Source organism: Salinispora cortesiana (assembly GCF_000484695.1).
Taxonomy (GTDB): Bacteria; Actinomycetota; Actinomycetes; order Mycobacteriales; family Micromonosporaceae; genus Micromonospora; species Micromonospora cortesiana.
The window spans coordinates 1-26,154 of the sequence record NZ_AXVR01000036.1 but is presented as its reverse complement, the minus strand read 5'-3'; the positions used below and the strand labels follow the sequence as shown (position 1 = coordinate 26,154).

23 protein-coding genes and 4 pseudogenes are annotated in these 26,154 nt (G+C 68.6%); 15 read left to right on the top strand and 12 right to left on the bottom strand.

The genetic code is table 11. The features are described 5' to 3' along the window. Positions 1-5 precede the first annotated feature (5 nt). From K228_RS0116200 to K228_RS27300, 3 genes and pseudogenes are all read left to right on the top strand, one after another. Entirely contained in the window at positions 6-1,055 is a 1,050-nt protein-coding gene (locus K228_RS0116200) for an MFS transporter (protein ID WP_025619375.1), read from the top strand. 142 nt (positions 1,056-1,197) lie between these two features. After that, the gene (locus tag K228_RS0116195) at positions 1,198-2,091 is read left to right on the top strand and encodes an aminoglycoside phosphotransferase family protein (RefSeq protein WP_245603486.1); all 894 of its coding nucleotides are present in this window, start codon (positions 1,198-1,200) and stop codon (positions 2,089-2,091) included. Positions 2,092-2,163: 72 nt separating this feature from the next. Beyond that, positions 2,164-2,391 (top strand): annotated as a pseudogene (locus tag K228_RS27300) (hypothetical protein); the annotation flags it as partial. Positions 2,392-2,441: 50 nt separating this feature from the next. Here the strand turns inward: K228_RS27300 and K228_RS0116190 are convergent. After that, the gene (locus K228_RS0116190) at positions 2,442-2,912 is read right to left on the bottom strand and encodes a dTMP kinase (RefSeq protein ID WP_245603485.1); all 471 of its coding nucleotides are present in this window, start codon (positions 2,910-2,912) and stop codon (positions 2,442-2,444) included. 6 nt (positions 2,913-2,918) lie between these two features. On the opposite strand from K228_RS0116190, the gene K228_RS29565 reads away from it, so the two are divergent. The 5 genes from K228_RS29565 (at position 2,919) to K228_RS0116165 (ending at position 8,417) form a co-directional block, all read left to right on the top strand. After that, the gene (locus tag K228_RS29565; RefSeq protein WP_245603484.1) at positions 2,919-3,056 is read left to right on the top strand and encodes a hypothetical protein; all 138 of its coding nucleotides are present in this window, start codon (positions 2,919-2,921) and stop codon (positions 3,054-3,056) included. A gap of 40 nt (positions 3,057-3,096) precedes the next feature. Beyond that, the gene (locus K228_RS0116180; protein ID WP_025619373.1) at positions 3,097-4,617 is read left to right on the top strand and encodes an MFS transporter; all 1,521 of its coding nucleotides are present in this window, start codon (positions 3,097-3,099) and stop codon (positions 4,615-4,617) included. A gap of 124 nt (positions 4,618-4,741) precedes the next feature. Further along, positions 4,742-6,052, top strand: a complete 1,311-nt coding sequence (gene aspS / locus K228_RS0116175; protein WP_025619372.1) for an aspartate--tRNA(Asn) ligase — start codon at positions 4,742-4,744, stop codon at positions 6,050-6,052. Positions 6,053-6,208: 156 nt separating this feature from the next. Continuing rightward, positions 6,209-7,450, top strand: a complete 1,242-nt coding sequence (locus K228_RS0116170) for an MFS transporter (RefSeq protein WP_025619371.1) — start codon at positions 6,209-6,211, stop codon at positions 7,448-7,450. Positions 7,451-7,637: 187 nt separating this feature from the next. Beyond that, positions 7,638-8,417 (top strand): hypothetical protein, encoded by a 780-nt coding sequence (locus K228_RS0116165; protein WP_029723640.1) that lies wholly within the window; start codon positions 7,638-7,640, stop codon positions 8,415-8,417. Between the two features lie 223 nt (positions 8,418-8,640). Here K228_RS0116165 and K228_RS0116155 read toward each other — a convergent pair whose 3' ends face one another. Further along, the gene (locus tag K228_RS0116155; RefSeq protein WP_025619369.1) at positions 8,641-9,345 is read right to left on the bottom strand and encodes a DUF4386 domain-containing protein; all 705 of its coding nucleotides are present in this window, start codon (positions 9,343-9,345) and stop codon (positions 8,641-8,643) included. A 186-nt stretch (positions 9,346-9,531) separates the two neighbouring features. Between K228_RS0116155 and K228_RS0116150 the strand changes: the two genes are divergently transcribed. Further along, positions 9,532-12,333 (top strand): ATP-binding protein, encoded by a 2,802-nt coding sequence (locus K228_RS0116150; RefSeq protein ID WP_029723639.1) that lies wholly within the window; start codon positions 9,532-9,534, stop codon positions 12,331-12,333. Between the two features lie 30 nt (positions 12,334-12,363). On the opposite strand, the gene K228_RS0116145 is transcribed toward K228_RS0116150, so the two are convergent. From K228_RS0116145 to K228_RS29215, 3 genes are read right to left on the bottom strand one after another with little or no spacing between them, the layout of a single operon-like run. After that, positions 12,364-13,992, bottom strand: coding sequence for an ABC transporter permease (locus K228_RS0116145; RefSeq protein WP_025619368.1), 1,629 nt, complete (start codon positions 13,990-13,992; stop codon positions 12,364-12,366). Then, entirely contained in the window at positions 13,989-14,336 is a 348-nt protein-coding gene (locus K228_RS29220) for a hypothetical protein (protein ID WP_223160752.1), read from the bottom strand. Before K228_RS29220 ends, K228_RS0116145 begins: the two co-directional genes overlap by 4 nt. Before the next feature lie 22 nt (positions 14,337-14,358). Next, complete coding sequence (locus K228_RS29215; RefSeq protein WP_223160751.1) at positions 14,359-14,883, bottom strand: ATP-binding cassette domain-containing protein; 525 nt, start codon at positions 14,881-14,883, stop codon at positions 14,359-14,361. A gap of 207 nt (positions 14,884-15,090) precedes the next feature. Here K228_RS29215 and K228_RS30410 point away from each other — a divergent pair. Together K228_RS30410 and K228_RS28365 are read left to right on the top strand one after the other, a co-directional pair. Then, positions 15,091-15,254, top strand: a pseudogene (locus K228_RS30410) (IS1380 family transposase); the annotation flags it as partial. Between the two features lie 373 nt (positions 15,255-15,627). After that, positions 15,628-16,092, top strand: a pseudogene (locus tag K228_RS28365) (beta-ketoacyl synthase N-terminal-like domain-containing protein); the annotation flags it as partial. On the opposite strand, the gene K228_RS0116125 reads toward K228_RS28365, so the two are convergent. Next, positions 15,974-16,978 (bottom strand): helix-turn-helix domain-containing protein, encoded by a 1,005-nt coding sequence (locus K228_RS0116125; RefSeq protein WP_025619366.1) that lies wholly within the window; start codon positions 16,976-16,978, stop codon positions 15,974-15,976. The pseudogene K228_RS28365 and the gene K228_RS0116125 sit on opposite strands and share 119 nt — an antisense overlap. Positions 16,979-17,075: 97 nt before the next feature. On the opposite strand from K228_RS0116125, the gene K228_RS26455 reads away from it, so the two are divergent. Further along, positions 17,076-18,284, top strand: coding sequence for a GDSL-type esterase/lipase family protein (locus K228_RS26455; protein ID WP_025619365.1), 1,209 nt, complete (start codon positions 17,076-17,078; stop codon positions 18,282-18,284). A gap of 503 nt (positions 18,285-18,787) precedes the next feature. Here K228_RS26455 and K228_RS0116115 read toward each other — a convergent pair. The 5 genes and pseudogenes from K228_RS0116115 to K228_RS26450 form a co-directional block, all read right to left on the bottom strand. After that, on the bottom strand, positions 18,788-20,563 hold the full coding sequence (locus K228_RS0116115; RefSeq protein ID WP_025619364.1) for an ABC transporter ATP-binding protein: 1,776 nt from the start codon (positions 20,561-20,563) through the stop codon (positions 18,788-18,790). Next, on the bottom strand, positions 20,560-22,431 hold the full coding sequence (locus K228_RS0116110) for an ABC transporter ATP-binding protein (protein WP_025619363.1): 1,872 nt from the start codon (positions 22,429-22,431) through the stop codon (positions 20,560-20,562). Before K228_RS0116110 ends, K228_RS0116115 begins: the two co-directional genes overlap by 4 nt. Continuing rightward, a complete protein-coding gene (locus K228_RS0116105) occupies positions 22,428-22,760 on the bottom strand; it encodes a hypothetical protein (RefSeq protein ID WP_245603483.1) in 333 nt (110 codons plus the stop codon). The genes K228_RS0116110 and K228_RS0116105 overlap by 4 nt, the downstream gene beginning before the upstream one ends. Before the next feature lie 260 nt (positions 22,761-23,020). After that, positions 23,021-23,200, bottom strand: a pseudogene (locus tag K228_RS30405) (hypothetical protein); the annotation flags it as partial. A 66-nt stretch (positions 23,201-23,266) separates the two neighbouring features. Further along, complete coding sequence (locus K228_RS26450) at positions 23,267-23,884, bottom strand: TetR/AcrR family transcriptional regulator (RefSeq protein WP_033666932.1); 618 nt, start codon at positions 23,882-23,884, stop codon at positions 23,267-23,269. Between K228_RS26450 and K228_RS25700 the strand changes: the two genes are divergently transcribed. Beyond that, positions 23,883-24,401, top strand: coding sequence for a lantibiotic dehydratase (locus tag K228_RS25700; protein WP_033776978.1), 519 nt, complete (start codon positions 23,883-23,885; stop codon positions 24,399-24,401). The genes K228_RS26450 and K228_RS25700 overlap by 2 nt on opposite strands. Here the strand turns inward: K228_RS25700 and K228_RS0116085 are convergent. Next, entirely contained in the window at positions 24,379-24,909 is a 531-nt protein-coding gene (locus K228_RS0116085) for a DoxX family protein (RefSeq protein WP_025619358.1), read from the bottom strand. The two genes, K228_RS25700 and K228_RS0116085, sit on opposite strands and share 23 nt — an antisense overlap. Before the next feature lie 570 nt (positions 24,910-25,479). Between K228_RS0116085 and K228_RS0116080 the strand changes: the two genes are divergently transcribed. After that, positions 25,480-25,818: a nuclear transport factor 2 family protein gene (locus K228_RS0116080; protein ID WP_025619357.1), complete on the top strand. Its 339-nt coding sequence runs from the start codon at positions 25,480-25,482 to the stop codon at positions 25,816-25,818. Between the two features lie 10 nt (positions 25,819-25,828). Further along, on the top strand, positions 25,829-26,154 hold a 326-nt coding region (locus K228_RS0116075), incomplete at its 3' end, for an SDR family NAD(P)-dependent oxidoreductase (RefSeq protein WP_029723647.1).

Below are 26,154 nucleotides of genomic sequence, written 5' to 3'. Positions count from 1 at the left end.
CCCTTGTGGTGCAGCGCATCGGGGTGCGCGCCACGATGCTCCTGGCGGACGCCGTACGAGGAGCGTTGGTCCTGCTCATCCCAATCCTGCACCTGCTTGGGCTGCTGTCGCTTCCGGTGCTGCTGGCGGTCGTCTTCGCGCTCGGCTCCTGCACCGCGCCGTACCTTTCGGCGCAGCGTCTGATCCTGCCCGAGGCCTTCGGCGACGACCAAGCCCTGATGACCAAGGGCAATGCGCTGATTGAGGGCGGCACCCGGACGGCACAGCTTCTGGGTCCCGCCATCGCCGGTCTGCTGATCACTCAGATCGGCGAGCTCAACGTTCTCTGGTTTGACGCGGCGACCTACGCGCTGTCGATCGCCATCCTGATGCTCGCTCTTCCCCGATCCAGGAGATCAGTCGCTGCCGCGGCAGCGCCACAAGGTGGCACCTTCGAAGGCGCCCGGTTTGTGCTCACGCACCCGCTGCTACGACGCGTAACGGCGGCGGCTCTCGCGTTCGGTACCTTCTTCCCCATCCTGGTGGTGACCCTGCCGGTCCTGACCGTGGAACGCTTTCAGGCCAACTCGGCCGTGGCTGGTGCGCTGATCGGCGGCTGGGGTGCCGGTGCTCTGATCGGTGTCTTCGTGGTCATGCGGCTGGCGTCGCGTCTTCCGCCACTGAAGTTGGGTGCACTGGGCGGCCGTGGCCGTAGCCGCGCCGCTGTGGCTGTTGCCCCTGCCGCTCACCGCCTGGCAGAGCATCCTGGTCCTGGTCCTGGCCGGCGTCTTTACCCCCATGCTCAACGCCCCGGTGATCACGATCATCCTTACGCGTTCCCCCGACCGCATTCGGGCCAAAGTGATTGCTTTCGTGATGACGCGAACCTACTCGCCGGCCCGGCGGGGTACGCAGTTGGCGGTGCGCTGCTGGAGCGCTGGGGAGTAACCATCCCGCTGATCCTCGCCGCAGCCGGTACCAGCCTCGCCGCGCTTCTGCTGACCACGATGCTTCATGTTTCCGACACGGCGTCACCTCCCCAAGAGCAGGAGGCGCCAACAGTGGCAGACTCCTGACACTCCTCGCCACCAATGCAGAAGGTGGTTCGGGCGGGTGTAAACGCGTCCATATAGGTGGGACCTTGACCGGGTAGTCCATTGCTGCCTGCGGTGCTGAAACTGCAACCCGAATCGGTTGACCGGCTGCTACCTTGGCCCGGTGCAGGCAGACGCGGTGCTGGCCGGAGACGAGGCGGAGCGGATCGCGCGCGCAACCGGCCACCAGGTGGTGCACGCGGTACCCGTCCGCCAGGGATATGCGAACAACCGGCGGTGGCTCGTACGCTTGGACGACAGCCGGACGGTCTTCGCCAAGCACGCCGACGACGAGCCGGGTGCGGTCTGGCTGCGCCGTGAGCACCAGGTCTACGAACAGCTCCACGGGCCGTTCATGCCGGAGCTGATCGGTTGGCATGACGACGGGGAGTTACCCGTGCTCGTGCTGGAGGATCTCTCCACCTCGACCTGGCCCCCACCCTGGTCCTCGGAGCAGCTGCGGGCGGTACAGGACACGTTGCGCGAGATCGCGGCCCAGCCCGCCACCGACGGCCTGCTCCCTGCTTCACGGACCTGGTACGGCCAGGGTGGCTGGCCCGAGATCGTCCAGAATCCAGCGCAGTTCCTGGCGTTGGGTCTCTGTACCCCGCAGTGGTTGCACCAGTGTCTGCCGATCATTCTCGACGCCGCCGACTTCGCCGGCATGGACGGGGACTCGATAGTCCATCTCGACGTCCGCAGCGACAACCTCTGTTTCCGCGGTAACCAGCCGGTCTTGTTCGACTGGAACCACGCGGCCCTCGGCAATCCGCAGTTCGATCTCGCCTTCTGGCTGCCGAGTCTCGCCCTCGAAGGTGGGCCGCAGCCCTCGGAGGTGCTCACCGACCCTGACCCGACGGTGGTCACGCTCGTCACCGGATTCTTCGCCAGCCGTGCCGGCCTGCCCCTCCTGCCGAAGCTGCCGCTGGTTCGCGAGTTCCAGCTGCGTCAGTTGCGGGTAGCGTTGCCGTGGATGGCGACGGTGCTCGGGTTGCCCCGGCCGGACGCACCCGGCTGAGTTCGTTCGGTCAGGAACTCCTCGGCCCCTGGCCTGGTCGCGTATCACGACAGGGTGGGGCGGAACGACACGGCGGCCGAGGTGGTGGCTGGCCCGGTGGTGATCGCCGTCGTGGCCGTCTGCGGGCGACTCCGCAGGACTGCCGCTGTCTACCTGGTGATCGCGTTTGGTCTCTGCCTCCTCGCGGTGCCGGTGGCCGCTGAGGCGTACCGAGACCTCAACCCGCCCTCGCCTTCACCTCCAGCACCAACGATGTGCCAGCAGCGCAGCGGCGACGATGCCAGCTGTCCCAGGGGCTAGCTGATGTTCCGCGCGCTGGCAAGATTCACCTCCACGGATTCGCAACCACATCAACGGCCAGCGTCCGCGGCCGAAACGGATGGCGTCCGGGGAAGGGACACCCGAAGGTCGAGGGCGCTGGCGACGACCTCACGCAGAGCCCGCTGCACGGCCTCCCGTCCACCGTTGCCGTCCACGACGACGAAGCTGTCGAACTCTGGCAGGGACAGGTAGGCACGCCGATAGCTGGCGAGAAAGTCGATGCTCTCCCGATCGATGCCGCGACGTTCGATACGCCGTTGAGCGCCGGCTGGATCGACGTCGAGGAAGACGGTCAGGTCGGGAGTGGGGAGCGCGCGGTTGAGGCGTCGGAGGAAATCCTCGTTGGTGGCCTGCTGCAACCGAACCGCTGCGTACTGGCAGTACGTGTAACGATCCATCAGCGTGACCGATTCCGGATCGGCTGCGACCTCTCGCAGGGTAGCGAGCGTCGCCAATTTACTGCAGGCCGAGACCAGGCGGATGACATCCGGTCCCAACATCTCGAGGTGATCCTCGAAGCCGTCTTCCCGAGCGATCTTGTCGAGGGACTGTCGGACCGGGAGAAGGGTCTGGTTCAGCAGTTGATTTCAGCCGAGGCGCACGTGGCTGTCAGGTATCTCGATCTGGTGGCTCATGAGGGGTAGGGGCTTGTTGCAGTTGTCGCATTCCTGGTAGGAAGCGTCCATGTCCCCGGCCCAGACCGCAGGCCACCGTCGCGGTCTTCGGGTGCTGGCTGCGGCGGCATTGGCGCGGGGGCCGGCCGAGGTGCTGGACTTCCTTCTGCCGCTGTGGGCCGGTGCGGCCATCGGCGCGACGGCCGGTCAGGTCGGCGCGTTGGCCGCGACCGAGGCGTTGCTGTCCCTGCTGTGTCGGCCGGTCGCCGGGGTCCTGGCCGACCGCTTCGACCGGACGCGGGTAGCCGCGGCCGGGGCTGTGCTGTTCGGACTATCCCCTTTTGGATATGCGCTCGCCAACGACCTTGGTCTGGCGTTCGGCGCTGCTGTCTGCGGCGGAATCGGTGGGGCGCTGTTCTGGGTGGCGCTGCGGGCGCGCGTTGGTGAGCATCTGCGCGACGACGCGGCGATCTACAGCCGGCTGTTGTCCGCCGAGGGAACCGGCATCTGGATCGGCTTCCTCGTCGCGCTGACCCTCCTCGACAACGACCGGTACCAGCTGGTCTTCGCCACCGCCGGGATTGCCTGCCTGCTCGCCGCGGTGCTGCTCCTGTCCAGCTCGACACCGGCCGGCGGGCAGTCGCGCGCGCAGGCCGACCTGCGTCAGGTCGCCCGCCGGCTACGCCCATTACTCGTGGTGGTGGCGGTCACCGCCACCGTAGAGTTCGGAGTATCCCTGCTGCTCTTGTTGCATCTACAGCGGGGCTTTGGTCTCACCGTCGGCCAGATAGCCCTGGTGTTCCTGCCCGGCTTCGTCATCCTCACCACGCTGCCGCTGCGCCTGTACGCAGTCGTACGGCGGATCGGACGCGCGGCAACCCTGACCTCCTCGCTGATCGCGAGCGCCGTCGTCGCCGTCGGGCTGGCCTTCGCGGCCAACCCGGTGATCATCGGGGCACTGTGGGCGGTCTCCGCCGCCTGCCTGGCCGCGGCGATCCCGGTGGAGCAGACCGTCGCCGCAGAGGCTTCCGACGGCAGCCTCGGGCGCGGCATGGGTATCTACCAGAGCGCGACCCTGCTCGGCGCGGTCCTCGGCCCGCTGAGTGCCGGCGCGCTCTACCAGAGTGGTGGGTGGCGCGGGGCCTGCGTCGGCGCGGCCGGCGTGCTCGTGGCGGGAGCGGCGCTCGTCCCGGCCGCACTGCGCCGCGTCGGTGTACCGGACCGGCCACCGCCCCAGCCGTCGGGTGCTGCGGACCCGGTGGCGACGCCGGCGGCGGAGACAGTGCCACCGGCACCGCCACTGCAGCGTCGCCACTCGCCGGTCGAGTTGCGGCGTCGCTGGACCGTCCGGGCGGCCGTGTTCATCGCCGGGCAGGTGGCCTTCGCGGCACTCGGCCACTCCTGGCTCGCCGCGGTCGCGAGCGGCCGGTACACCCTGCTGGAGGCCCTCAACGGCGACCTTGGCGACGCGCCGTGGCAGCTGGGCGCCAGCAGGATCTGGCTGATCATCTTCCTGGTCGACTCGATCTGGACCTGGACCCGCCTGGTCCGGCACCGCCGGCGGTCCGGGCGTGAGTCACAGCCGGTGTGAAAGTGCCACCGATGCCGGCGGGGTACGGGCCCCCTCGGCGGCGAAAATACCTTCGACGGTAGACAGTGGATACCTAGACTCCTGGGCGGCCACCTTCGAGTACCTGCTGAGAGGTGAGGGACCTGTGGTTTCCAGGACGCTTATCCGTGAACTCGCCGCAGCCGTCGGTCAGGAGGTGACCGTCTACGGCTGGGTGAACGCCCTGCGGTTGCAGCGCAAGATCCAGTTCGTGATCCTACGCGATCACACCGGGCTGGTGCAGATCACGAACAAGCGTACCGAGGAGCCGGGTGAGCTGGAGCAGCTGATCGAGCACGGGATACCCCCGGAGTCCGCCGTCAAAGTCACCGGCGTGGTGATCTCGGCATCCAACGTCAAGCTCGGCGGCCTGGAGATCCGGCCTACCGCGATCGAGGTGGTGTCCCGCTCCGAGGCGCTCCCGATCGACCGGCAAACCGGCATCGACCAGCGGCTCGACTGGCGGTTCCTGGACGTACGCCAGCCGGAGCGCCAGCTCACCTTCGCGGTGCAGACGACGCTGGAGGAGGCGCTGCGGGAGTTCGCGTATGCCGAGGGCTGCACCGAGTTGCACACCCCGAAGCTGATGGCCACGGCGTCCGAGTCCGGCTCCGAGGTGTTTGCGGTGAGGTACTTCGAGCACACCGCATACCTTGCGCAGTCCCCGCAGTTCTACAAGCAGATGGCGATCGCCGGCGGCATCGACAAGGTGTTCGAGATCGGTCCGGTGTTTCGCGCTGAGCCGTCCTTCACCTCTCGGCACGCCACGGAGTTCACCGGGCTGGACGTCGAGATCGCCTGGATCGACGACGTCAACGATGTGATGCGCTTCGAGGAGCGGATGCTCACCCACATGCTGCGCCGCATCAAGGAGCGGCACGGCGAGACCACCCGGGAGACTTTCGGCGTCGAGGTCACCGTGCCGGCGACCCCGTTTCCCCGGTACACCATGGCGGAGGCGATCAGCCTGCTGCGGTCCCATGGTTGGGACCCTGAGGGAGTCAAGGCGGACCTGGACCCCGAAGGCGAGCGGATGATCTCGGCAATCGCCGCCGAGGAGCACGGCAGTGAATTCGTGTTCGTCACCGAGTTCCCGGTGGCGGTACGCCCGTTCTACCACCTGCGCCCCGCAGACAACCCCGACGTGACGGCCAGCTTCGACCTGCTCTGGAAGGGGCTGGAGATCACCACGGGTGCCCAGCGTGAGCACCGGCACGATGTGCTGCTCGAGCAGGCCGAGGAGAAAGGGCTGGGACTCGAAGCGCTCACGTCGTACACCGACTGCTTCCGGTTCGGCACTCCACCACACGGTGGCTTCGGCGCCGGGATCAACCGGATCCTGATGGTGCTGCTCGGGCTGGAGAGCATCCGGGACGCTATGTTCCTGTTCCGGGGACCGAACCGGCTCACGCCCTGATTCCGCGCCGACGGCGGGACGATCGGCTGAGCCGGCTCGTCGGCGCCGCGGCTCATCACTCAGGCCCGCCCGAGCTTGCGGGCGACGACGAAGCGAGCGCCGAATTGCGATGCTGTTGACGGGTTTGCTGGCGATACTGAGGAAAGGTAGTTAGCTTTGCGCGCGTACCGTGAGCTACTCGGCACGCCCGGTGCCGCCCTCTTCGTGTCCGCCGGCTTCGTCGGTCGGCTGCCCATGTCGATGCGCAGCCTCGGCTGCCTGCTCATGATCTCCATTCAGACCGACTCGTACGGCCTCGCCGGCGTGGTCACCGCCGCACTCACCCTGGCGCAGGCGGTTGCCGCCCCGGCGTTGGGGCGGGCCGCCGACCAGTTCGGGCAGCGGATCGTCATCGCCGTCTCGGTGCTCGTACACGCCTTCGGGGTGGTGGCGCTTGTAATCCTGGCCGGCCGGTCCGCGCCGGCGTGGACGTTGATCGGCTCCGCCGCGCTCGTCGGGGCGTCGGCCCTGCCGCTCGGCTCGCTGGTCCGGGCCCGGTGGACGGTGCTCGTCGATTCGGCCCGGGTGCCGACGGCGTACGCTTTCGAATCCATCCTCGACGAGGTCATCTATGTGGCCGGTCCGGTGTTGGTCACCGCCCTGGCGGTGGGCTGGTTCCCGGCGGCCGGGCTGCTGTGCGCCCTGGTGCTCACCGTGCTCGGCTCGCTTGCGCTCGCTGTCCAGCGGCGCACCGAACCGCCGCGGGCGCCCCAGCAGCGGCGGGCGAGTGCGGTCCGGGCCCGGGGCATGGGGGTCCTGCTCACCGTCTATGTCGGTCTCGGGGTGTTTCTCGGTGCGGTCGACGTCGCTGTGGTGTCGTTCAGTACCGAGCGCGGCGCCACCGGTGTCGCGGGCGTGCTGCTCGCGCTGTTCGCGGTCGGCAGCCTTGTCGCCGGGCTGGTGTACGGGCCGGTGCCGATCGACCGGATCACGTCCCGGCAACGCCTCGTGGGATCGGCCGCCGCGCTGTGTGTGGTCGCCGTGCCGATGGTGTTCGCGGACACCGTGCCGGTGTTGGCCGTCGGTGTCGCGCTCGCCGGTGTAGCCGTGTCACCGATTCTTATCGCTGGAAGTTCGCTGGCCGCGTCATTGGTGCCGCGCGCCGCGTTGACTGAGGGGTTCGCCTGGCTGTCCAGCGCGGTGGCGGTCGGCTTGGCCGCCGGAGCTGCTGTCGGCGGTCAGGCCGTGGACGCGTCCGACAGCACCGCCGCGTTCCTGCTCGCGGTGGCTGGTGGCTTCATCGGGGCAGTCGCGGCTGTTCTCGGGCACCGTCGCCTCCGGCCCCGGTCAGCTCCGATCCCCGGCACCGGCCCGGTCGTGGCCGCCTCCGCATCCACCTCGAGCGTGAGGCGTGACTGACCAGGCGATGGCAAGGCTGCTCGGGTTGGCGCGCAACCCCAGGGCGTCGCAGGGTGTTCTCGTCCGGTTGGCTCGCCATGCCCGTGCGGCTCGTGAGATATCGCGCCGGCGCGAGACTCTGCCGGACCCGGCGGCGATCGAAATCTTGGCACACCGCGATCCCTCGGCAGTGTTGCATCTTGACGGCATGAATCTGGCCGCCGCCCGGGACGACGAGGTCCGCGAGGCCGCAGCACGGAACCCCACGCTGCCGGTCGAGGCGGTCGCACGGCTGGTGTCCGACCCGGATCCCGTGGTGCGGGCCATCATTGCCCAGCACCGGCTCGTCGATACACAGACTCGGGACCGGCTCTACGCGCAGCTGGCCGAAGAGGTGAAGGCCGGCAGCATCGAGGCCGTGGTGGCGCTGGAATGGAACTTCCTCGAGCCCGACTGGGTGTGCGAAGAGCCACTGCCGGCACGGTTGATGTACCTAGAGTCCCCGCACGTGGCTTTCCGCCGCGCCCTCGCACGAAGCCGGGACCTGCCGCCAGAGGCATGGCAGCGACTCGATGTCGACCCCGACTGGCGGGTGGGCCGATATGCCGCGATGCGTCCGGATGTATCCCCGGCGGTCCTGGAGCGGTTTGTCCGCGAGTCCGGCGACGGCGGCCCGTTTCGCCCCGGCCTGGTTGCGCACCCCAACTTTCCCCGTGAGGCGCTGCCGGGCTTCGTCAATGCCGCAGATCCTCGGGTCCGGAGGTTGGTGCTGCATGACGCGGGCCTACCGCGACCACTGCTCGTGCGTCTCGCCGCCGATCCGGACGTGCAGGTACGCCGGACAGCGGCGGGGCACTCCGGGCTGGATGAGGAACTGTTAACTGTCCTGTTAGCCGACGAGGACGCCGACGTTGTCGCGAATGCGGCGGCGAACGAGGCGCTGCCGGTCCAGGGGATGTGTCAGATCCTCAACGCAGCCGGCTTATGACGATCGAAGGTACCCGCGGCTGCTCGGACAGGAGCCGGAGGACGCCCGACCCGGCGGCGACGGGCCCTCCGGTGTTGTGCCCGGCGGTGCCGGGTCGGGCGGTGTCGTGCCCGGCGGTAGGCAGGCGCGGGGCGCCGGGCACATTCACCAGGAGCGGGTGGAGCTCAGCGAGGACGTGCGGGGGTGAGCCGTCGGATGCCGGCGTCCGAGTTGGTCTGCTTCGTTATGCCACCCTCACCTTGTCGCTCTCCTTCGCGCCAGCGAGAGAAGAGCGGACGGGATCCGTGGACCGGATGCCCTTGATGAGCAGCCACCCGCCGGCGGTGATTTCGAAGGCGAGCATCGGCAGCCACAGCAGGAAGCCGGCGCCCTCGGCGGTGACGGAGCCGGCGGCGCTTTGCACGGGGACGCTGACGGCGAGCAGCAGCGATGCGAGCAGGCCGAGGCTGGCCAGCGGTCGGGGGATCGCGCGGGACCGCAGCAGTAGGTAGGCGTAAACGGCACTACCGACGGCGAAGAAGCAGGCGCCGACGTTCGTGCTCCACGCAGCGATGTCGACCGTCGCCGCGCCCAGTTCCCGGGCAGTGTCCGTTTGTTGCCGGCTGAGCGACAGGAGCAGCATGGCACCGAGGATCTGTACTGCGTAGAGTCCCGACTCCACCGCTCGGCAGGCCAGGGCGAAAGCGGCCAGGGACGGGTCCTGTCGCCGGGTGATGGCGTGCAGCATGGCGGCCAGACCCAGCGTGGCGACGCCGGCGACGGCCAGCAGCACGATGCTGAGCCGTAGCCCGGACGGGTCTGTGGCGATGTCGTCGAGCCGTTCCGCGATGCCGCCGGCGCCGCTGCCGGCAGCCGAACTGGCCAGGACGACCGCGATGACCAGTAGGAAGAGGGCACCGGCGAGGCGGGCGGCGGACCGTTCGGACATCGTTCCTCCAGCAGTATCGTGGCAACCCGGGGTCGGGCTGCGGCGGGTTCGAGCGGCGGGCGGCGACCTGCCTCCCGCGATCGAGGTGGCCCGATCGTGGCGGACCTACGTTGGGTCGGCGTTGTACGGGCGTTGAGAAGATGTTGAGCTGCGGGTCGGGGCGGGTTATCGGACGCGGGAGTGGCTATGGCAGGTCCGGCGGTACGCATACGGTTGCTCGGTGGAGTCGAGGTGGTGGACGGGAACGGTGCCGTCGTCGACATCGGGGCGGGTAAGTGCCGTGCGCTGCTGGCGGCCCTGGCGTTGCAGCCCGGCACGGCGGTTCCGGACTGGCGGCTGATCGATCTGCTGTGGGGCGAGCAACCACCCCGTACTGCCGTCCGAACCCTGCAGTCGTACATCGCTCGGCTGCGGGGCGGTCTGGGCGCCACGCGGATTGTGCGCTCGGGTGCCGCGTACCGTCTCGATGTGCCCGCCGATGCGGTCGATGTGATCCGGTTCGGCCGGCGGGTCGAGGCCGGCGATCTCGCCGGGGCGCTCGCCGAGTGGACCGGCGATCCGCTGGCCGGGGTGCCGGTGCCCGGCCTGGCCGCGGCCGTGGACGGTCTGGTCGAGCGGTGGCTCGGCGCGGTCGAGGCCGACCTCGCCGCCCGGGTGGACGCTGACGCCGCAGCGACCGTGGGTCCGCTGACCGAGCTGAGCGTGCGGTATCCGTACCGTGAGGGCATCTGGGCGCTGCTGATGACGGCGCTGTACCGGGTGGGTCGGCAGGCTGACGCGCTGGCCGCGTATCGCACTGCCCGGCAGCGGCTGATCGAGCACCTGGGCGTGGAGCCCGGGCCGCGACTGCGCCGCCTGGAGTTGGCGATCCTCGGCCAGGACCACCGCATCGGCGGCGAGCAGCGGTCCGAGCCGGTAGACCGGCTGCCCCGGCGTGCCGTGCGCCTGATCGGCCGCGACGGCGACCTCGACCGCATCGGCCGGGCGTTGGCGGAGAGCCCGGTGGTCACCCTGGTCGGGCCGGGCGGCATCGGCAAGACCGCGCTCGCTCTCGCGGCCGCCCAACGGGCCCGGCTGGAGCACGGCGCCTGGCTGGTCGACCTGACCGAGATCACGACCGACCAGGACGTCCCCCAGGCCGTCGCCGCGGCGGTACGCGCCGAGGAGGGCCCAGGCCGGTCGCTGAGTGAGTCCATTGTGCTGGCCCTGAGCTCACTCCGGGCACTGCTTGTGCTCGACAACTGCGAACACGTCGTGGAGGGCGCAGCCCGCCTGGCCCAGGCCGTCGCCGACGGCTGCCCGCAGGTGCGGGTGTTGGCCACCGCGCGGGAACCGCTCGGCCTCAGCCACGGTCACGAACGGCTGGTCGCCGTACCGCCGTTGCCCGCGGCCGGGGCCGGCGCCGACCTGTTCACCGAACGCGCGAACGCGCTGACCGTCGCCGGCCCGACGGGTGCCGCACGGGAGGTGATCGAGGAGATCTGCCGCTACCTCGACGGGCTTCCCCTCGCCATCGAGCTGGCCGCCGCCCAAACCGTCAGTCACACCCCGCAGGAGATCCGCGAGCGTATCGACGATCAGCTCGGTTTGCTGGTCGGCGGGCGGCGGACCGGAGCGGACCGGCATCGCACCATGCGGGCCACGATCCAATGGTCCTACCGACTGCTCACCGCGGCCGAACAGGACCTGCTGCAACGGCTGTCGGTGTGCACCGGCCCAGTCGACCGGGCCGGAGCCGCGGCCATTGCGGCCGGCAGCGGCCTGGATGTCAACGACGTGCTGCACACCCTCGTGCAGCGCTCGATGGTGGCCGCCGAACCCGGCCCGTTCGGCCAGCAGTTCCGGTTGCTGGAACCAGTCCGCCAGTTCGCCGCCGAACACCTCGCCGCGGGACCGGCGGCCGCACCCGTCCAGGCCGCGCACACCCGATACGTACGGGAACGGGTGACCTCGCTGCACGATCAGCTCGGCGGACCCGCCGAAGTCCAGGGGGTCGCCCGGCTGGACGAGCTGTGGCCCAACCTGCGGGTAGCGGTTGACCGGGCCTTTACCGGCGGCGACTACCGCCTCGCCCATGACCTGTTCCGGCCGATCTGCACCGAGGCCGCCCGGCGGCACCGGCACGAGATCGGGCAGTGGGCGCAGCGCCTCCTCGAACAGGCGCCGGCCGAGGACCGGCCGCGGGTCGTGGCCAGCCTGATCGCTGCCGCGTCCCGCTATCACGTCCGTCAGGACCCAGCCGGGTTCGACACCCTGGTCCGGCAGCACTGCGATCAGGACGACCCGGTAGCCCGGCACCTGCGGGCCAACGTCCACGACGACTACGCAACTCAGATACACACGGCGCCGCCAGCGCTGGCCGAGCTGCGCCAGCTCGGCGCCGGCGATCTCGCCGCGCAGGTCGAGGTCGACCTCGGCGCAGCGTTGGTCTTTCAGGGACAGTACGCACGCGGAGAGGCCCAGCTCACCCAGCTCGTCGACCGGTTCCGCAGCCACGGCCCGCCGACCTTGTTGCACTGGACGCTGATGCTGCTTGGCTTCTCCGCCGCCTTCCAAGGTCAACGGGCCGTCGCCGACCAGTTGTTCGACCAGGCGATTGACGTGCCGCTGCCGGCACGCACCCACTCGCCGAACCAGTCCGTGCGTGCCCAGGCGCTGTTCCAGCGCGGCGACCGCAGAGCCGCCTATCAGCTACTCCGTGCCCACGTCGAAGAACTGCTCGAGGTCGACAACATGCACGCGGCCTGCGCTGTCCTGGTCGGCTTCGTCACGATGATGCCGGCAGTGGCACGTTTCGCCGACGGCGCCCGGATTCTGGCCTTCCTCGACACCACCGGCATGCTCGACAACGCCGCCTGGGCGGCCATGGTCGCTGATGCCCGGGACAAGCTCGCCGCCGCCCCCACACCGAACGAGTCCGCGATTGTGAATTACCGGCAAGCCCTCGCCACGATCGGCGACACTCTCGACGATCTTCTTATCGCATAGACCAGCCTGGCCGGGTGCTATGGGCTCCGATCATGTACGCGCGTTACGGCGAGCACTGCCGACCACGAGAGCGAGACCGACCAGGACCACGGCGGCGCCGACGAACAGCGCGGGATTCGGCCCGGCCGGAACGCCGTCGACGCGGGCGGTGCCCATGAAGTCCAGGAACGCGATGTCGTTGATCGCGGCGTACCACCACATCACGAAGATCGCCTGGAACAACCGGTGGGTACGGCTCAGCACGCCCAGGGCCAGTGCCAGCGACGGAATGAAGAGCGCGCCGGCGGCCCAGGCGGCCAGGCCGGGCGCGTCCGCCGCGGCCAGCATCCGTATGGCCGGGGCGATGCCGACCAAGGCGGTGAGCACCACACCGGCAGCCCACTCGGCGAGTAGCCTCCGCCGCGCCCACGGGTACGCCCCGAGGATCGCGTCCACGCCGTACTCGTACCGCTGCGTGCCCAGGCGGGACCAGACCAGCATCGGCCAGACCCAGCTCAGCGGCAGGATAGCCAGGATCACCCCGTCGAAGGGCAGGGTGAGGCCGAGCACCGTGATCAGCAGTGCCCCCAGCCACCACCAGCGCGACACTCCCTGGATCAGGATCCGGAACTCGCCGGTGAGTAGCCGCAGGTACCCGCCAGGCCGCCGCACCCCCTTGGCGGGAAGGATGGCCACGCTGGCGGCCGCCGTGGTGGTCGCCGGCCGACCGGCGGCGGATGGCACCACCGCCATCGGGAGGTCCGGACCCTCGACCGCCGGTCCGACCGGGTCCACCGTGTTGCCCGGCACCGGACCGTGGCCGCGGGACGGGTCGAACCGCGCGAACCACAGGGCCGGCACCACGGCCAGCAGCAGCGCGAGCACGATCATCGAGAGCCGTCCACCGAGGTAGCCCGCGGTCAGGTCCAGCCCGTCCCAGGTGAAGGTACGCAGCGGGTTGTCGAGATAGACCAGACCGAGGCTGAAGCCACCCTCGGAGTTGTCGATTCCCTGGTTGGCCATCGCCCGTGCCATCGATTCCGCGACGGCGTGCACCCCAATGCCACCGAGCGGGGCGCCCGGCGACTGGCCGCCGATGGCGACCACCAGCCAGACGAAGAACCACAGGATGTTGCCGAGACCTGCCCGCAGCAACGGCACACTCTCGAACAGCAGGGCCATGGCGGCTGTGAACGCGACCAGCGGGATGGCGATCACCACGAACGGGGTCAGGAGCGCGATCGGATCGATCGACCGGTCCTCACCACGGGCCACCTGCAGGACCATCGCGGTGATCGCCAGCACCCCGACCATCGACGTCAGGGTCAGGCAGCTGCTGAGGAACTTGCCGAGCAGATAGTCGACCGAACGCAACGGCGTGGCGGCGAGCAGCTGGCCGACGCCGGTGCTCTCGTCCCGGCTGATCGCGTTGCGCACCACGTAGAACCCGCCGAGAGTGAGCCACAACGCGCTGGTCAGCGCGATCAGCGTCCCGATGTACGCCGAGTTGTACTCGCCGCGGTGGTGGCCGATGTACATCACCGCCCAGCGCGCGTCGCTGGCCGGCGCAGCGACGTAACCCAGGCCGACGGCGGCCAGCAGGATGACCGCGTAGGCGGGGCGGCGTACCCGGTCCTTGAAATCGGCGACGGCCAGTCCGCCGATCGTCGCGACCCTCATCGGCGCACCGCCCGCTCTTCCACGTACTGACCGGAAGCCTGGTTGATCACTGCCAGATACGCGTCCTCGAGGTTGGGAGCGGCCGAAACCGATTCCGGACCCGGCGACTCGGGGGAGAGCAGTCGGACTCGTACGCCTTCGGTGGTGCGAACCAGCCGGCTGATCACGAATTGGTCTTGGAGCACCGAGACCTGGCTGGACGGCACGACGAGCTCCCAGACGTGCCCCTCCACCTGGCGGAGCAGCTCCTCGGGGCTGTCGCGGCGCAGCAGCCGGCCCTGCGAGACGATGGCGATGTCGGAGGCGACCGACTCGACGTCCGACACGATGTGGGTGGAGAGCATTACCACCCGGTCGGCGGCGAGATCACTGAGCGCGGAAGCGGACCCGTTCCTCCGGGTCCAGCCCGGCGGTCGGCTCATCCACGATAATCACTTGCGGGTCGGAGAGCAGGGCCTGGGCGATGCCGACCCGGCGCAGCATGCCGCCCGAGTACTTGCCGAGCGGCCGTTTGAGCGCCTCAGTGAGGTTGACCATCGCGAGCAGCTCGTCGATGCGCGCTGTGGCCGTTTTGGCGGACAGTCCTTTGGCGGCAGCCAGGTAGCGCAGGAACTCCCGGGAGGTCAGGTTCGGGTAGACGCCGAAGTCCTGCGGGAGGTACCCGAGAGCCTGGCGCAGCAGGTCCGGCTTGGCCACCACGTCGGTGCCGTTGAACAGTACCTTCCCGGAAGTCGGCTTGGTGACGGTCGCGGCGATCCGCATCAGTGACGACTTGCCCGCGCCGTTCGGCCCGAGCAGGCCCAGCATCCCGGGCTGCATCCGAAGGGTCATGCCGTCCACGGCGCGTTTGCCCTTGGCGTAGATCTTGGTGATGTCGATCAGTTCCAGCATGGTGGGTCCTCCTAGCCTGGGCCCTTCGTTAAGGAGCTACCTGGTCCATGATCGAACATGAGGAAGCGCCTTCTGATCTTGGATGACCTGGCTTGTCGAAGGCCCTGATCGCCCGTCACGGAGGGTACGTGCCGGGTGCAGGCTACCGGAACGCGTTTGACGGTCATTGTCAGCGTGGACGGACGTGTGTCCGGACACGCAGGTGCCCGTCGCTTTGGCTACCACCCACTGTGCTGCTTCCTGGACAACTCCCGCGAGGCCCTGCCGGGGCTGATGCGCGCCGGCCGGGCCGGGTCGAACACCACGCCGACCACATCACCGTTCTGGACGCGACCCTGCAACAGGCCCCCGGCACTCGCCGCTACGGCACCGGATCGTACTGGGCTGCGCGGAAGGTGCGTCCAATCAGGATGTTGCTGTGGAGCTGGGGATCTGGCCGCAGACCGATGCCACGCACTGGTCGTGGGCGTCGATGGTGGCCGAGTCTGGGCTGTCCGACGGTGGGCCGGATCTGGAAGGCCTTCGGCCTTCAACCCCACCGGGTAGAGACGTTCAAGCGGGGTGGCACCCGGCGCTCCCGCCGGCCGCGGCCCAAGGACTCACGAAGGACGCCTGGAGTGATGAACCGACGGGTTGTGGTGACCGGGCTCGGGCCGGTCTCGAGTATCGGCATAGGCATCGACGCCTTCACGGGCCTGTTCGGCGAGCAACTACGCGCTCGGGTTCGCCTTCGACGCCGTCGCCGCCGGTGGCCAGGACTACATGGTCGTTGGCGGGGCCGACTCGGTGTGCCGGTGGGCGTACGCCGGCCTCTACCGGCTCGGCGCGCTGGCGGCCGAGCGGTGCGCGCCCGTCGACCGGGACCGCGCGGGAGTGATCGCCGCCGAGGGCGGCGTGGCGCTGTTCCTGGAGAGCCTCGACCCGGTCCACATCCGACGCGCGCTCCGGACCGGCCCGTCGGGGATGTCCGGGCGCTTCCTCGCCCTGCGGGTGCGGATCGCCGGCCGGGTGATCCGACGCGGACCCCAGTGGGGTTCTGCCCACTCTGCCACCAACTCGTCCCAACCTGAGCAACCACTACTAGCGGGCACTACCGAGGTCCGGTCGTTGACACCAGCGCGGGCCCGGCCGTCGCAAGCGTGTGGAAGGCCGCTCGGTAGGCCGCAGGTGTGGTGTCGAAGCGTCGCCGGAAGTGTCGCCGTAGGTTGACCGCGGAGCCGAGGCCGGTGCGGGCGGCGATCGATTCGACGGTCAGATCGCTGCACTCCAGGAGCCGTCGCGTCTCAAAGAGGCGCTGCTCCAGAAGCCACTGTGTGGGCGTGGATCCCGTTGCCAGCGCGAAGCGCCGGGCTAGTGTCCGCTGGCTGACTGCGGCTTGTTGCGCTAACTCACTGAGAGTGAGGTGCCGATCTAGATGTGCGGTCATCCAGTCCAGTAGTGGAGCGATCGGATCAAACGGATCGGGCGCAACCGGCCGGTCAACGAATTGGGATTGCCCGCCCCCTCGGTGGGCCGGGACGACCATCCGCCGAGCAACCTCGTTGGCTGCCGCGCCGCCAAGGTCGTTGCGGAGCAGGTGGAGGCAAAGGTCGATGCCGGCCGCCGTGCCGGCGGACGTTGCCACGTCGCCGTGGTCGATGTAAAGCACATCGGGGGTCAAACGTACGGTGGGATGCCTGCGGCGGAACTCCGCCGCATAGCGCCAGTGTGTTGTGGCCTCGCGCCCGTTCAGGAGTTTCGCGGCTGCGAGGACGAATGCGCCGCCGCAGATGGAGGCGACCCGCGCGCCCCGCCGCCAGGCTTGATGGACTGCGTCGACAACCTCCGCGGACGGGTCATGATCGACCGGATGCCATCCGGCGACGACGACCGTATCGGCAGTGGCAAGCGCCGCAAGGTCGGCGGAGGTCTGAAGAAGCAGGTGAGGGGCGTTGCGTACCGGCACGGCACTGCGGGGCGCGCACACCTCGAAGTCGTACCACGGACTTGCCACGTCCTCCCGGCTTAGCCCAAACACCTCAGCAACGGCGGCCAGTTCGAACAGCGACATGTGCTCGTGGGCGATCGCTACCACTCGGTGTCGCCGTACGGTCATGGCAAGAAACTATCGCAGTGTGGCGTTCCTGCCACTCCCCTTCCTGTCGGCGACCAGGATTTGATAGCCGCGCGAGGCATCCGGAAGGGATCAGAGAATGATCAACACTCATCACCCAACACCTCACTCACCGCTACGGGTCTGCGTTCTCGGCGACTCGTTGGTCCTCGGCGTGGGTGACCCCGAGCAGAGTGGCTGGGTCGGCCGGCTCATGCCACTCGCCGCCGATCGTGGCATCGATCTCACCCTGTACAACCTCGGCATCCGGGCGCAGACGGCGGACCTCATCAGCGCCCGTCTACCCGAATGTATGGCCCGCTTGCCCCACCCTCCGGACGGCCGAATCATCATCAGCTCCGGGGTCAACGACACAGATCTCGTCGAGGGCCTGCCACGACTCACCGACGTCGACGCCGGCCGCTCTCTGGCCTGCGCATTGCGATCGGCGACCGCGCATGACGTTGCCGTTGCCGTGGTCGGGCCCACCCCGGTGGTGGACGAGGCCCACCGCCAGCGCGTCCGAAGCCTCAACACGGTGTTCGCGGCCGTCACAGCCCAGGCCGGGGTACCGTACGTCGACGTATTCGCAGCCCTGTCAACCACCCCGAGATGGGCCGACGACCTGATCGACGGGTATCACCCCGGCCCCACCGGCTACCAGCTCCTTGCCAGGGCCGCCTGGGCAGGCGGACTGGCCGACTGGCTGTCATCATCGCCCGTAACGACGGCAGCGATACCTGCACCAGCAGCGGCCGAGGCCGACAGCCAGGCACCCCAGTCGCGGAGGGTGCTCGTCGACGAACTCGCCCGGCATCAGCGCCGGGTCGAGACCGTGCTGAAGATGCTCACCGCAGCGGGTGAGCGTGCCACCCTGCACCCGACCGAGCAGGCTCGGCTCATAGCCACAGGACACTTTCGCGACTACAGCGGGGAACTGGGCTGGACCGCCCGAGAGATCGCCGGCCATCTGCGCGACAGTGCCCTGATCTTCACCGAGCGGATTCGGCTCCTGTCCAGCGGCCGACCGGATATCACCCTGTCGAACTTCGACCCGCTGGATGCCGATCGGGTCGCCACCTATGCCGCCGTGGACTGGGGGGATCTACTCGACGATCTCGCCGCAGCCCAACAAGACCTCCGACACGCCGTCCGCGCCTGCCCGTCCGCCACCTGGGCTGTGACCGGCCGCAGGCCTAACGGCGCTACGATCAGCCTGGGCGAGATCCTCCGATTTCTCCCCGGGCATCAGGACGAGCACGCCACCCAGTTGGAGATGATCGTAGCGGCGCGGTGTCTCCGGCCGTAGCGCGTACGCGGGGACTGGAAGTAACAGCTCGTCATCGGTGGACAGGTGAACGATGGGGAACCGTCCGGGTGCAGCTCGACCCGATCGGCGACCAGGCCGTCGCGGCCCAGCAGCCGGGTCGTATCGTTGCCCATGCTCGCAGCTCTTCACGTGTGACCATCCGATCTAGACGCTCAGATGATCAGCGAAGGGCTGCGAGCCTTCATCTCCGGGGCAGACCGATCAACGCACCCCTTCGGCCGCTGGGGCTAGGTCTTCATGGCGCAGCGAGCCCGGACCGTGCATCCGTCGCGACGGTGTGGCCGATGTGCAGCACGAACCGCCGTGCTCCCGCAGCCCCGCGGCGGCCTCCATCGCGCGGGGCCACCGGAACAACTCGCCCCGGCTCATCTTCGCGGGTCGGTGGTGCGCAGATCCGGCGTAAGTTATATCGACAGAGGTGACCGACGGGCCATACCAGCGAACAGTGCGGGAGCCGGGCGTTGCCGACAAGACAGGCATGATCAGGTACCGGCCGTTCCGGCCGCTGCCGACGTGGGTATGGCGGTGGTAGAGAGACGCCATCCACTGGTGCGTTGCCGTTCGTGCCAGAAGGCCGCGTAGCGTCCGCCTGCGGCCATCAGTTGGTCGTGCGTGCCGTATTCGGCGATTCGGCCCTGGTCGAGGACGATGATCTGGTCGGCGGCCCGAACCGTTTGCAGCCGGTGGGCAATGACGAGCAAGGTCTTGTGGGTGGTGAGCGCGGTGAGAGCGTCCTGAATGGCGACTTCGTTGGCTGGGTCGAGGGCGGAGGTAGCTTCGTCGAGCAGAACGATCGGGGCGTCTTTGAGGATGGCGCGGGCGAGGGCGATGCGTTGGCGTTCGCCCCCGGACAGTCGGGTGCCGCCTTCTCCGACGCGGGTCTGGTAGCCGTCGGGCAGGCGGTCGATGATCTCGTCAACTCGCGCGAGGCGGCCGGCTGCTTCGACCTCGGCGTCGGTGGCTTCCGGGCGGCCGGTGCGGATGTTGTCGGCGATCGTGCCGTCAAACAGGTAGACCTCCTGGAACACCAGCGATAGTTGCGCCATGAGCTGTTCGGTGGTTTGCTCGCGCACATCGCTGCCGCCGACCTTGACCGTGCCAGAGGTCACGTCGTGGAAGCGGGCGACGAGCCGGGTGATGGTGGTCTTGCCGGAGCCCGACGCGCCGACCAGGGCGGTCATCGTGTGGGGCGGTACGTGCAGGCTGACGTCATGCAGGACGGGCCGGTCGCTGTCATAGCCGAAGCTGACGCGCTCGAGGGCGATACTGCCGTTGTCGGGGTGACCGTCCAAGGCAGTGGCGGGTTCGGGCATAGTCGGTGTTCGCAGTAGTTCGTCGATACGGGACAGGGAGTTGCGGGCGACACGTAGCGCCCCGCCGAGGTCGGCGGCGACGACGAGGGGTTCGGCGAATCGGATGACTAACACGAGCAGGGCGATCAGTTCGGCCACGTCAACGTTGCCGCCAAGGGCGAGAGTGGTGCCGACGGTGAGCACGGCGGTGACGGCGACCTGGACGGTGAGTGCGAACGCGGCCCGGCCGGGAACAGCGCGGTTAAGCTGGGCACGGCCGGCGTGGGCCTGCTCGCTCAGGGCGGCGTCGAGGTGCGCGAAGCCGTCCCGGGCTCGGCCGTGGGCGCGCAGCACCGCCTGGGTCTGGGCATACTCGACGACCCGAGCGGCGGCTTCGGCGCCGGCGGCGTCAACGGCGTGGTCGCTCGCGGCGATGAGGTCACCGGCCCACCGGTACACGAGGATCAGTACAGGAACGGTGAGCAGACTCGCCGCCGCGAGGCGCCAGTCGAACACGGCCAGGATCGCCACAACCGTGGCCGGGGTGACTATGGCGGATACCACCGGCTGCAGCAGATGTGCCGGAACGCCCATGATGTCGACGACGCCCTGGCTGCTCAGGCGGGCCACGCGGCCGACCTTCTCACCGGTGAACCAGCCCAGGGGCAGGGCGGCGAGGTGGTCTCCGGTGCGATGGTGCACCGCCCGGGATAGGGCCATACCGACCCGGTAGCCCAGTTGCGCCTGTACATAGTAGGCGGCTGCGGTCGCGACCACGACAACCGCGAGGATGCTCAGCCACTGCCATGCCGCACTCGTGTCACCAGAGAGCAATGCCCTCAGTACCGGGACGAGGAGGGCGAACGCGACGGCCTGTAGCACGCTGTAGACAACGAGTGCGGTCACGTGCAGGCGCAGTGGCCGGGCGTAGTCGGGGCCGAGGACCCGACCCAACAAGCCGATCATGTCGTCACCTCCAGGGTCTGAGGGGTTTCGGTGCGTGGCGCCCAGCGGCCGGTGCGCTCGTGGGCCTGCCACAGCGACGCGTACTGGCCGCGGGCGGCGACCAGGTCGGTATGCCGGCCGTGTTCGACGATCCGGCCGCCGTCGAGGACGACGATCTGATCTGCGTCGACCACAGTGGACAATCGGTGTGCGATCACGAGCAGGGTGCGTCCGGCGACCAGGGTCGACAATGCGTCCTGGATCGCCGCCTCGGACTCGGGGTCGGCGAACGCGGTTGCCTCGTCAAGAACCAGGATCGGCGCGTCGGCCAGCAGCGCCCGGGCGATCGAGATCCGCTGGGCCTCGCCGCCGGACAGGTGGGCGCCGACGCCGAGAATCGTGTCGTAGCCGTCGGGCAGGGCAATGATCCGGTCGTGGATCTGTGCCGCGCGAGCCGCCGCGTGGAGCTCATCGTCGGTTGCGTCGGGGCGTGCCAACGTGATGTTGTCCCGGACAGTGCCTCGTATGAGCTGCACCTGCTGAAACACAAAACCGACCCGCCGGTACAGGGCTTCGCTGGGAATATCGCGCAGGTCTATCCCGCCGAGGGTGATCACGCCATTGGTAACGTCGTGGAAGCGGGGCAGCAGCGCGGCCAGGGTGGACTTGCCTGACCCGGACGGTCCGACCACCGCGGTCACCGTTCCCGGTTGCAGGGTCAGGTCGATGCCGGTGAGCACGTCGGATTGGCCGTCGTAGCTGAACCCGACGCCGCGGTACTCCACCTGGTTACTCTTCGGCGTCTGGGACGCTGCGGATTCAGGCATCGAAGGCGTGTCGAGGATGGCGAGAACCCGGCCGGCGGCCTGTCGGGCTAGCCGCAGCTCGTCCGCCCCGTGTCCGAGGGTCAGTACCGGCGCGGTCAGGCCAAGGCCGAGTAGTGCGAACGGTAGCACGTCCACCGGCGCTGCCCAGCCTTCAGCAGTGAACCAGGTGCCCCAGCCGAGCACTACCAGCAGCATCACCGGCGGGGCGACCAAGGCACTGGCGACCGCTTCGGCGCGGATTATCCCGGCGGCCCAGGCGCCGAAGAAGTCAGCGAAGTCATCGGTCGCTTCCAGGAACCGCCGGTGCGCACGCCGGGCCTGGCCGAACGCCTTGACCACCGCGATGCCCTGCACGAACTCCACCACGGCGGTGTTGATCCGGGCCAGGGCCGCGTTGTAGCGATCCATCTTCTCCGGATTGCCGCTCATCATCACCGCGTACACGGCGATAAACAGCGGCACCGTCACCAGCGTGAGCAGCGCCAACCGCCAATCAACCCACAACAGGTACGCGAGCGCGGCAAGGGGGGTCACAACCGCGGCGGCAAGGTCTGGCAGCGCATGCCCGACCAGGTGGTGCATGGCCGCCACGTCGTCCTGCACTGCCTTCTTGACCTGCCCGGTCGACCGCTCGGTGAACCAGCCCAGCGGCACCCTGCCCAGATGGGCGGCCAACCGCCGCCGGATCTGCAGTTGCAACTGCACATCGGCGAAGTGCGTGATACCACTCGCGGCGGCCAGGGTCACGAACCTTAACAGCAGTCCAAAGGCTGCCCAGCCAACGATCCTCCACATCCGGCCTTCGTCAACCGGCCCGGCGGCCAGCAGCGCCCGGCCGAGCTCGGCCACGGCAACGAACGGCACCAGCGATGCCACCGACGAGATCACCTGTAGCGCGATCGCCAAGATCAGCCGGCCGCGGATCGGCGCCAGCAGCGCCGCAAGGGCCTTCGCCTCCGAAGGTCCCTGCCGGACGTCACCCGCCGCCTCATCAGCCGCTGCCTGCTGCCCAACGCGCCGGCCGCGGGTGTTCGGTGCTCTGGTCGCCGTGTCCGCGCTCATGCCGGCACCTGCGCGGGGGGCTCACTGTCCACGCCGGTTGTGTCGCCGGTGGCCACGGAACAGCCGTTCGAGTGGTAGTCGAACCAGATCCGTTTGGCCGCAATACCCGCCGTGATGACCACAGCAGCGGCCCCCAGTACCGCGGGGTGGCCGACCTGCCCGGCGACGGCTGTGCTGACTGCACCGCCGAGCATCACGGTCGAGCCGGTGGAAAAGGACCCCATGCCGAGAAGTCGGCTGACGTACGAGCCAGTCAGCCGCACGCCACGCGGGATCGATGGCGCCGCCGTGGCAAGCAGGGATTCAGCGGGAACACTCGGGTAAGCCATCAATATCTGCTCCGTTCCACCACGTACGTGCGTACGGCGTACGCAAGGTTAGGCTTACCCAAACTGAGGCGAACGTCAAGGGACTGCACGGCCGAACTACCGATCAGCCATTCACAGAAGACGCCTAGACGAGTAAGCCCGAAGTCTGGCTAATGGTTGTAGGCGATCAGGGACCTGGTCACGGGTTGGCTGGTGGCCCGGTTGTGCCAGATCGCGGCGGTCATCGCGAGGAGGCGTTGCGCGACACGTGCCGTGACGCCTGGCACGAACCGCAGCCAACGGGCTTCGGAGCGCATGCCGAGCAGGGCCTGAGCCACGGCCAGGGTGCGCAGATCGGCGTCCGAGAGCCTGGGTGGCCGTCCGGGCTTACGCCGCCGTCCGAGCCAGTCATCGATCTTCACGTAAGGTGCCGTCAGGAGGGTGTTGAGGTCGGTCGTCACAAACCGGTCCCCAACACCCTTCGTCTATCTCCACCACCCAGGGTCGTTAGGATCTACTCGTCTAGGTCACCGAGGCAGCGCGCCCCGGATCAGAGCGGCGAGACCGACGGCATAGACAGCCTCGGCATCGAGCCCCTCCAGCAGCGACTGGATCGCCCGCACCCGCGGTAACTCCGCCAACGGCGCCCGCCGCGCCAATTCCTCACGCCCGGCACGCACCACCGGATCTTTCGGATACACCGTCGCCAAATTGCCCATCGTGTAGTGCCACAGCGCGGTGTACACCGTCAGGGCTTCCCGCTCATCCAGACCGCCGACCGCAAGCGCCTCAAGGACAGCCTCGGTGAAAAGCAGCGCCCGCGGCGCAAACAGCTCGCCTTCACGCAGCACGTCCACCACCCATGGGAACCCGCCAAGATACTCACGGAGTGCGTCGAAGAGGCCGAACACCCGCTCAGCAGGCGGACCATCCGGCACCGTCACCGGCATCCCGGCCGCTACGTCGTCCAAGACCAGGACAAGCAGTTCACGTTTGTCCGACACATGCCGGTACAGCCCCATCGGTGAGCAACCCAATTCCGCCGCCACCCGCCGCATCGACACTGCACCCACTCCGTGCAACTCGGCCAGCCGCCGCCCCGCCGCGACAATCACCGAACGATTCAACACCGACCGAGACTGCATGCCTCGACCATGCCAGGCCCACCCGGCCGGCTCCATACCCGCCCCTGACATCCCGTGCTGCTGCACGCACCCACCGTTCCCCGTCCCGGCCTGGCCGGACCTCGACGCCCACCCGCCGGCGGCCGCCTTCGCCGGACAGGCGTGGCTGCCCCAGGTGTGGACGATCCTCACGGCGGTGGAGGCGATCGGACATGCCAGCCCTGACCTGGCCCGAGCAGTTCAGCAGCAGTGGGCGACCGCGCCAGCGGAACTGGACATGCGGCGCGGGCGCCGCAGCGTGCTGTCGGTAGCCCGCTATCTGCTGCGGATGAACGGACGGCCGACGCCGGTTGGGCTGCTGGCAGAAGTCACCTCGGTCGAGTTCGACCCGGCCCGCGCCGCAGCCGCGGTCTGGGGTGAGCAGCACCGGACGGTGGCCCAGCCGTCGGCGGGCTGGCTTGCCGAGCTCATCGCCGAACCGTTGGCCGGCTGTCCCATGATCGCCCCGGTCGTGATCAACGTGGCGTCTCTCTCGTGATCGGTTGATCAGCCGTCAGCTCAGCCCCTCTCCTGGATTGCAGCGGCGATGCGCCGCGCGTGGCCCACAGTGCCGCGCCGATGTAGAGAACCTGTTCGGGGATGCGCTGCCACAGCGGAGACGGCTGTTCGCCTGCGAACGGGACTTCAGCGACGGCCGCGTAGATGTTCCCAGGAAGTAGAACGACGAACAGCAACGCGAGGCAATATCCGGCAGCACGGCGAGTGCGGGTGATGATGAGGCCGAGTGCGCCGAGGACTTCCAGCACGCCGGTGAGGTAGACCACCAGGGATGGAAGCGGCACCAGAGGCGGCACCATCGCCACCAGGTCGTCGTGGGTCGGCATGACGGTGACACCACCCGGCACGAAGTGGGCTGTGGCGGTCATGAACAGCATGATCGCTAGGGCGTGCGCAGCGGCCGAAGGCCAGGTCGCGAATCGGCGCACGCCCAGCACTCCGAGGCCGTACAGGACGGCCAGTGCGACAAGAAGAACGGGGGTTGCCATGGGGAGCTCCGAATCTAGTCACTGTCAAGTCTGGGCTCAGAGTAGCCCCGACGGGCAGTCTTGACAATGACTAGTTGCGCGCTGTGGCGTACGGCATTCCACTCTGGCCGGATTACGTCATGGGTTACATCGCCACACCCATCCGGCGCGGCTTCTGGATATCCACGTGGCACGAGGTTCCCCTCGGGATGTGGACACCGGGTCATGCCACGATCAGACGCAGCGTAGTCAGTGCGAGGGCCTGCTCGTAGTCGGCGGTGCTGAGGCAGTCGAGTGCGGAGTGGCTGCGTCGGTGGTTGTCCGGGCTTCATGCGCCCGGAGTTCCCCGCCTGCCGGGAGGTCCTCGGTGACCGTCTCACCATCGCTGCGGTAGGTTCTGGCCACATGCTCTACGGTGAGGGTCCGCAGGCGGTTAGCATCCTGCTCTCGGTACTTCCTCCGCGAGCACTCACCCGAGCACCGGTGTCCCGGCGTTGTCCTGGGGCCTAGCCAAGGGCCACCTGGGATGTTGGCGGACTTCCTCTGGAAGCATCTGGCGCATCCCTGGGGAAAACAGATGCAGCAACGGAAATGGTAATCGCTATGAACGAGCCCAGCACGATCGTCGAACGTCAGCTTGACGCCTACAACACCCATGACCTCGAAGCCTTTGTCAACACCTATGCGGTCGACGTGAGGATCGACCGCCGCGACGGATCGCAGATCATCGGGCGGGAAGCCCTCCGGGACGCGTACGCCGATCAGTTCTCCGAGGGACGGTGCCGCGCGGAGATTGCGGCCCGGATGGCGGAGGGTGACTGGGTGATCGACCATGAGACGGCACATGGGCTGGCCGATGAGCCTATCCGTGTGCTGGTGGCATACCGGGTGCGGGCCGGCCGCATCGACCGCGTCCACTTCTTCGGCTGACGGCGTCCTGATGAGCAGATATGTGATTACCGGGGCCACTGGCGGCATCGGCGGAGCCGTCGCGGAACTGCTGCATGAGGAGGGTCATCACCTGGTCTTGGTGGGTAGCCACCGCGGGCGTCTCGACGCAGCGGCCGGGCGATTGGGTGGATGCGAGACCCTTGTTCTCGATTTGCTGGACGTGGAGGGCATCGCCGCTCACGGATCCGCCCTGGCCGCCGGAGACCGGCCCATCGACGGTCTCGTGCACAGCGCGGGTCTGGCCCAGCTGGGCTCCATCGCCGACGCCGAGGCCGAAAGTTGGCTGGAGCATTACAAAGTCAACGTGGCAGGCCC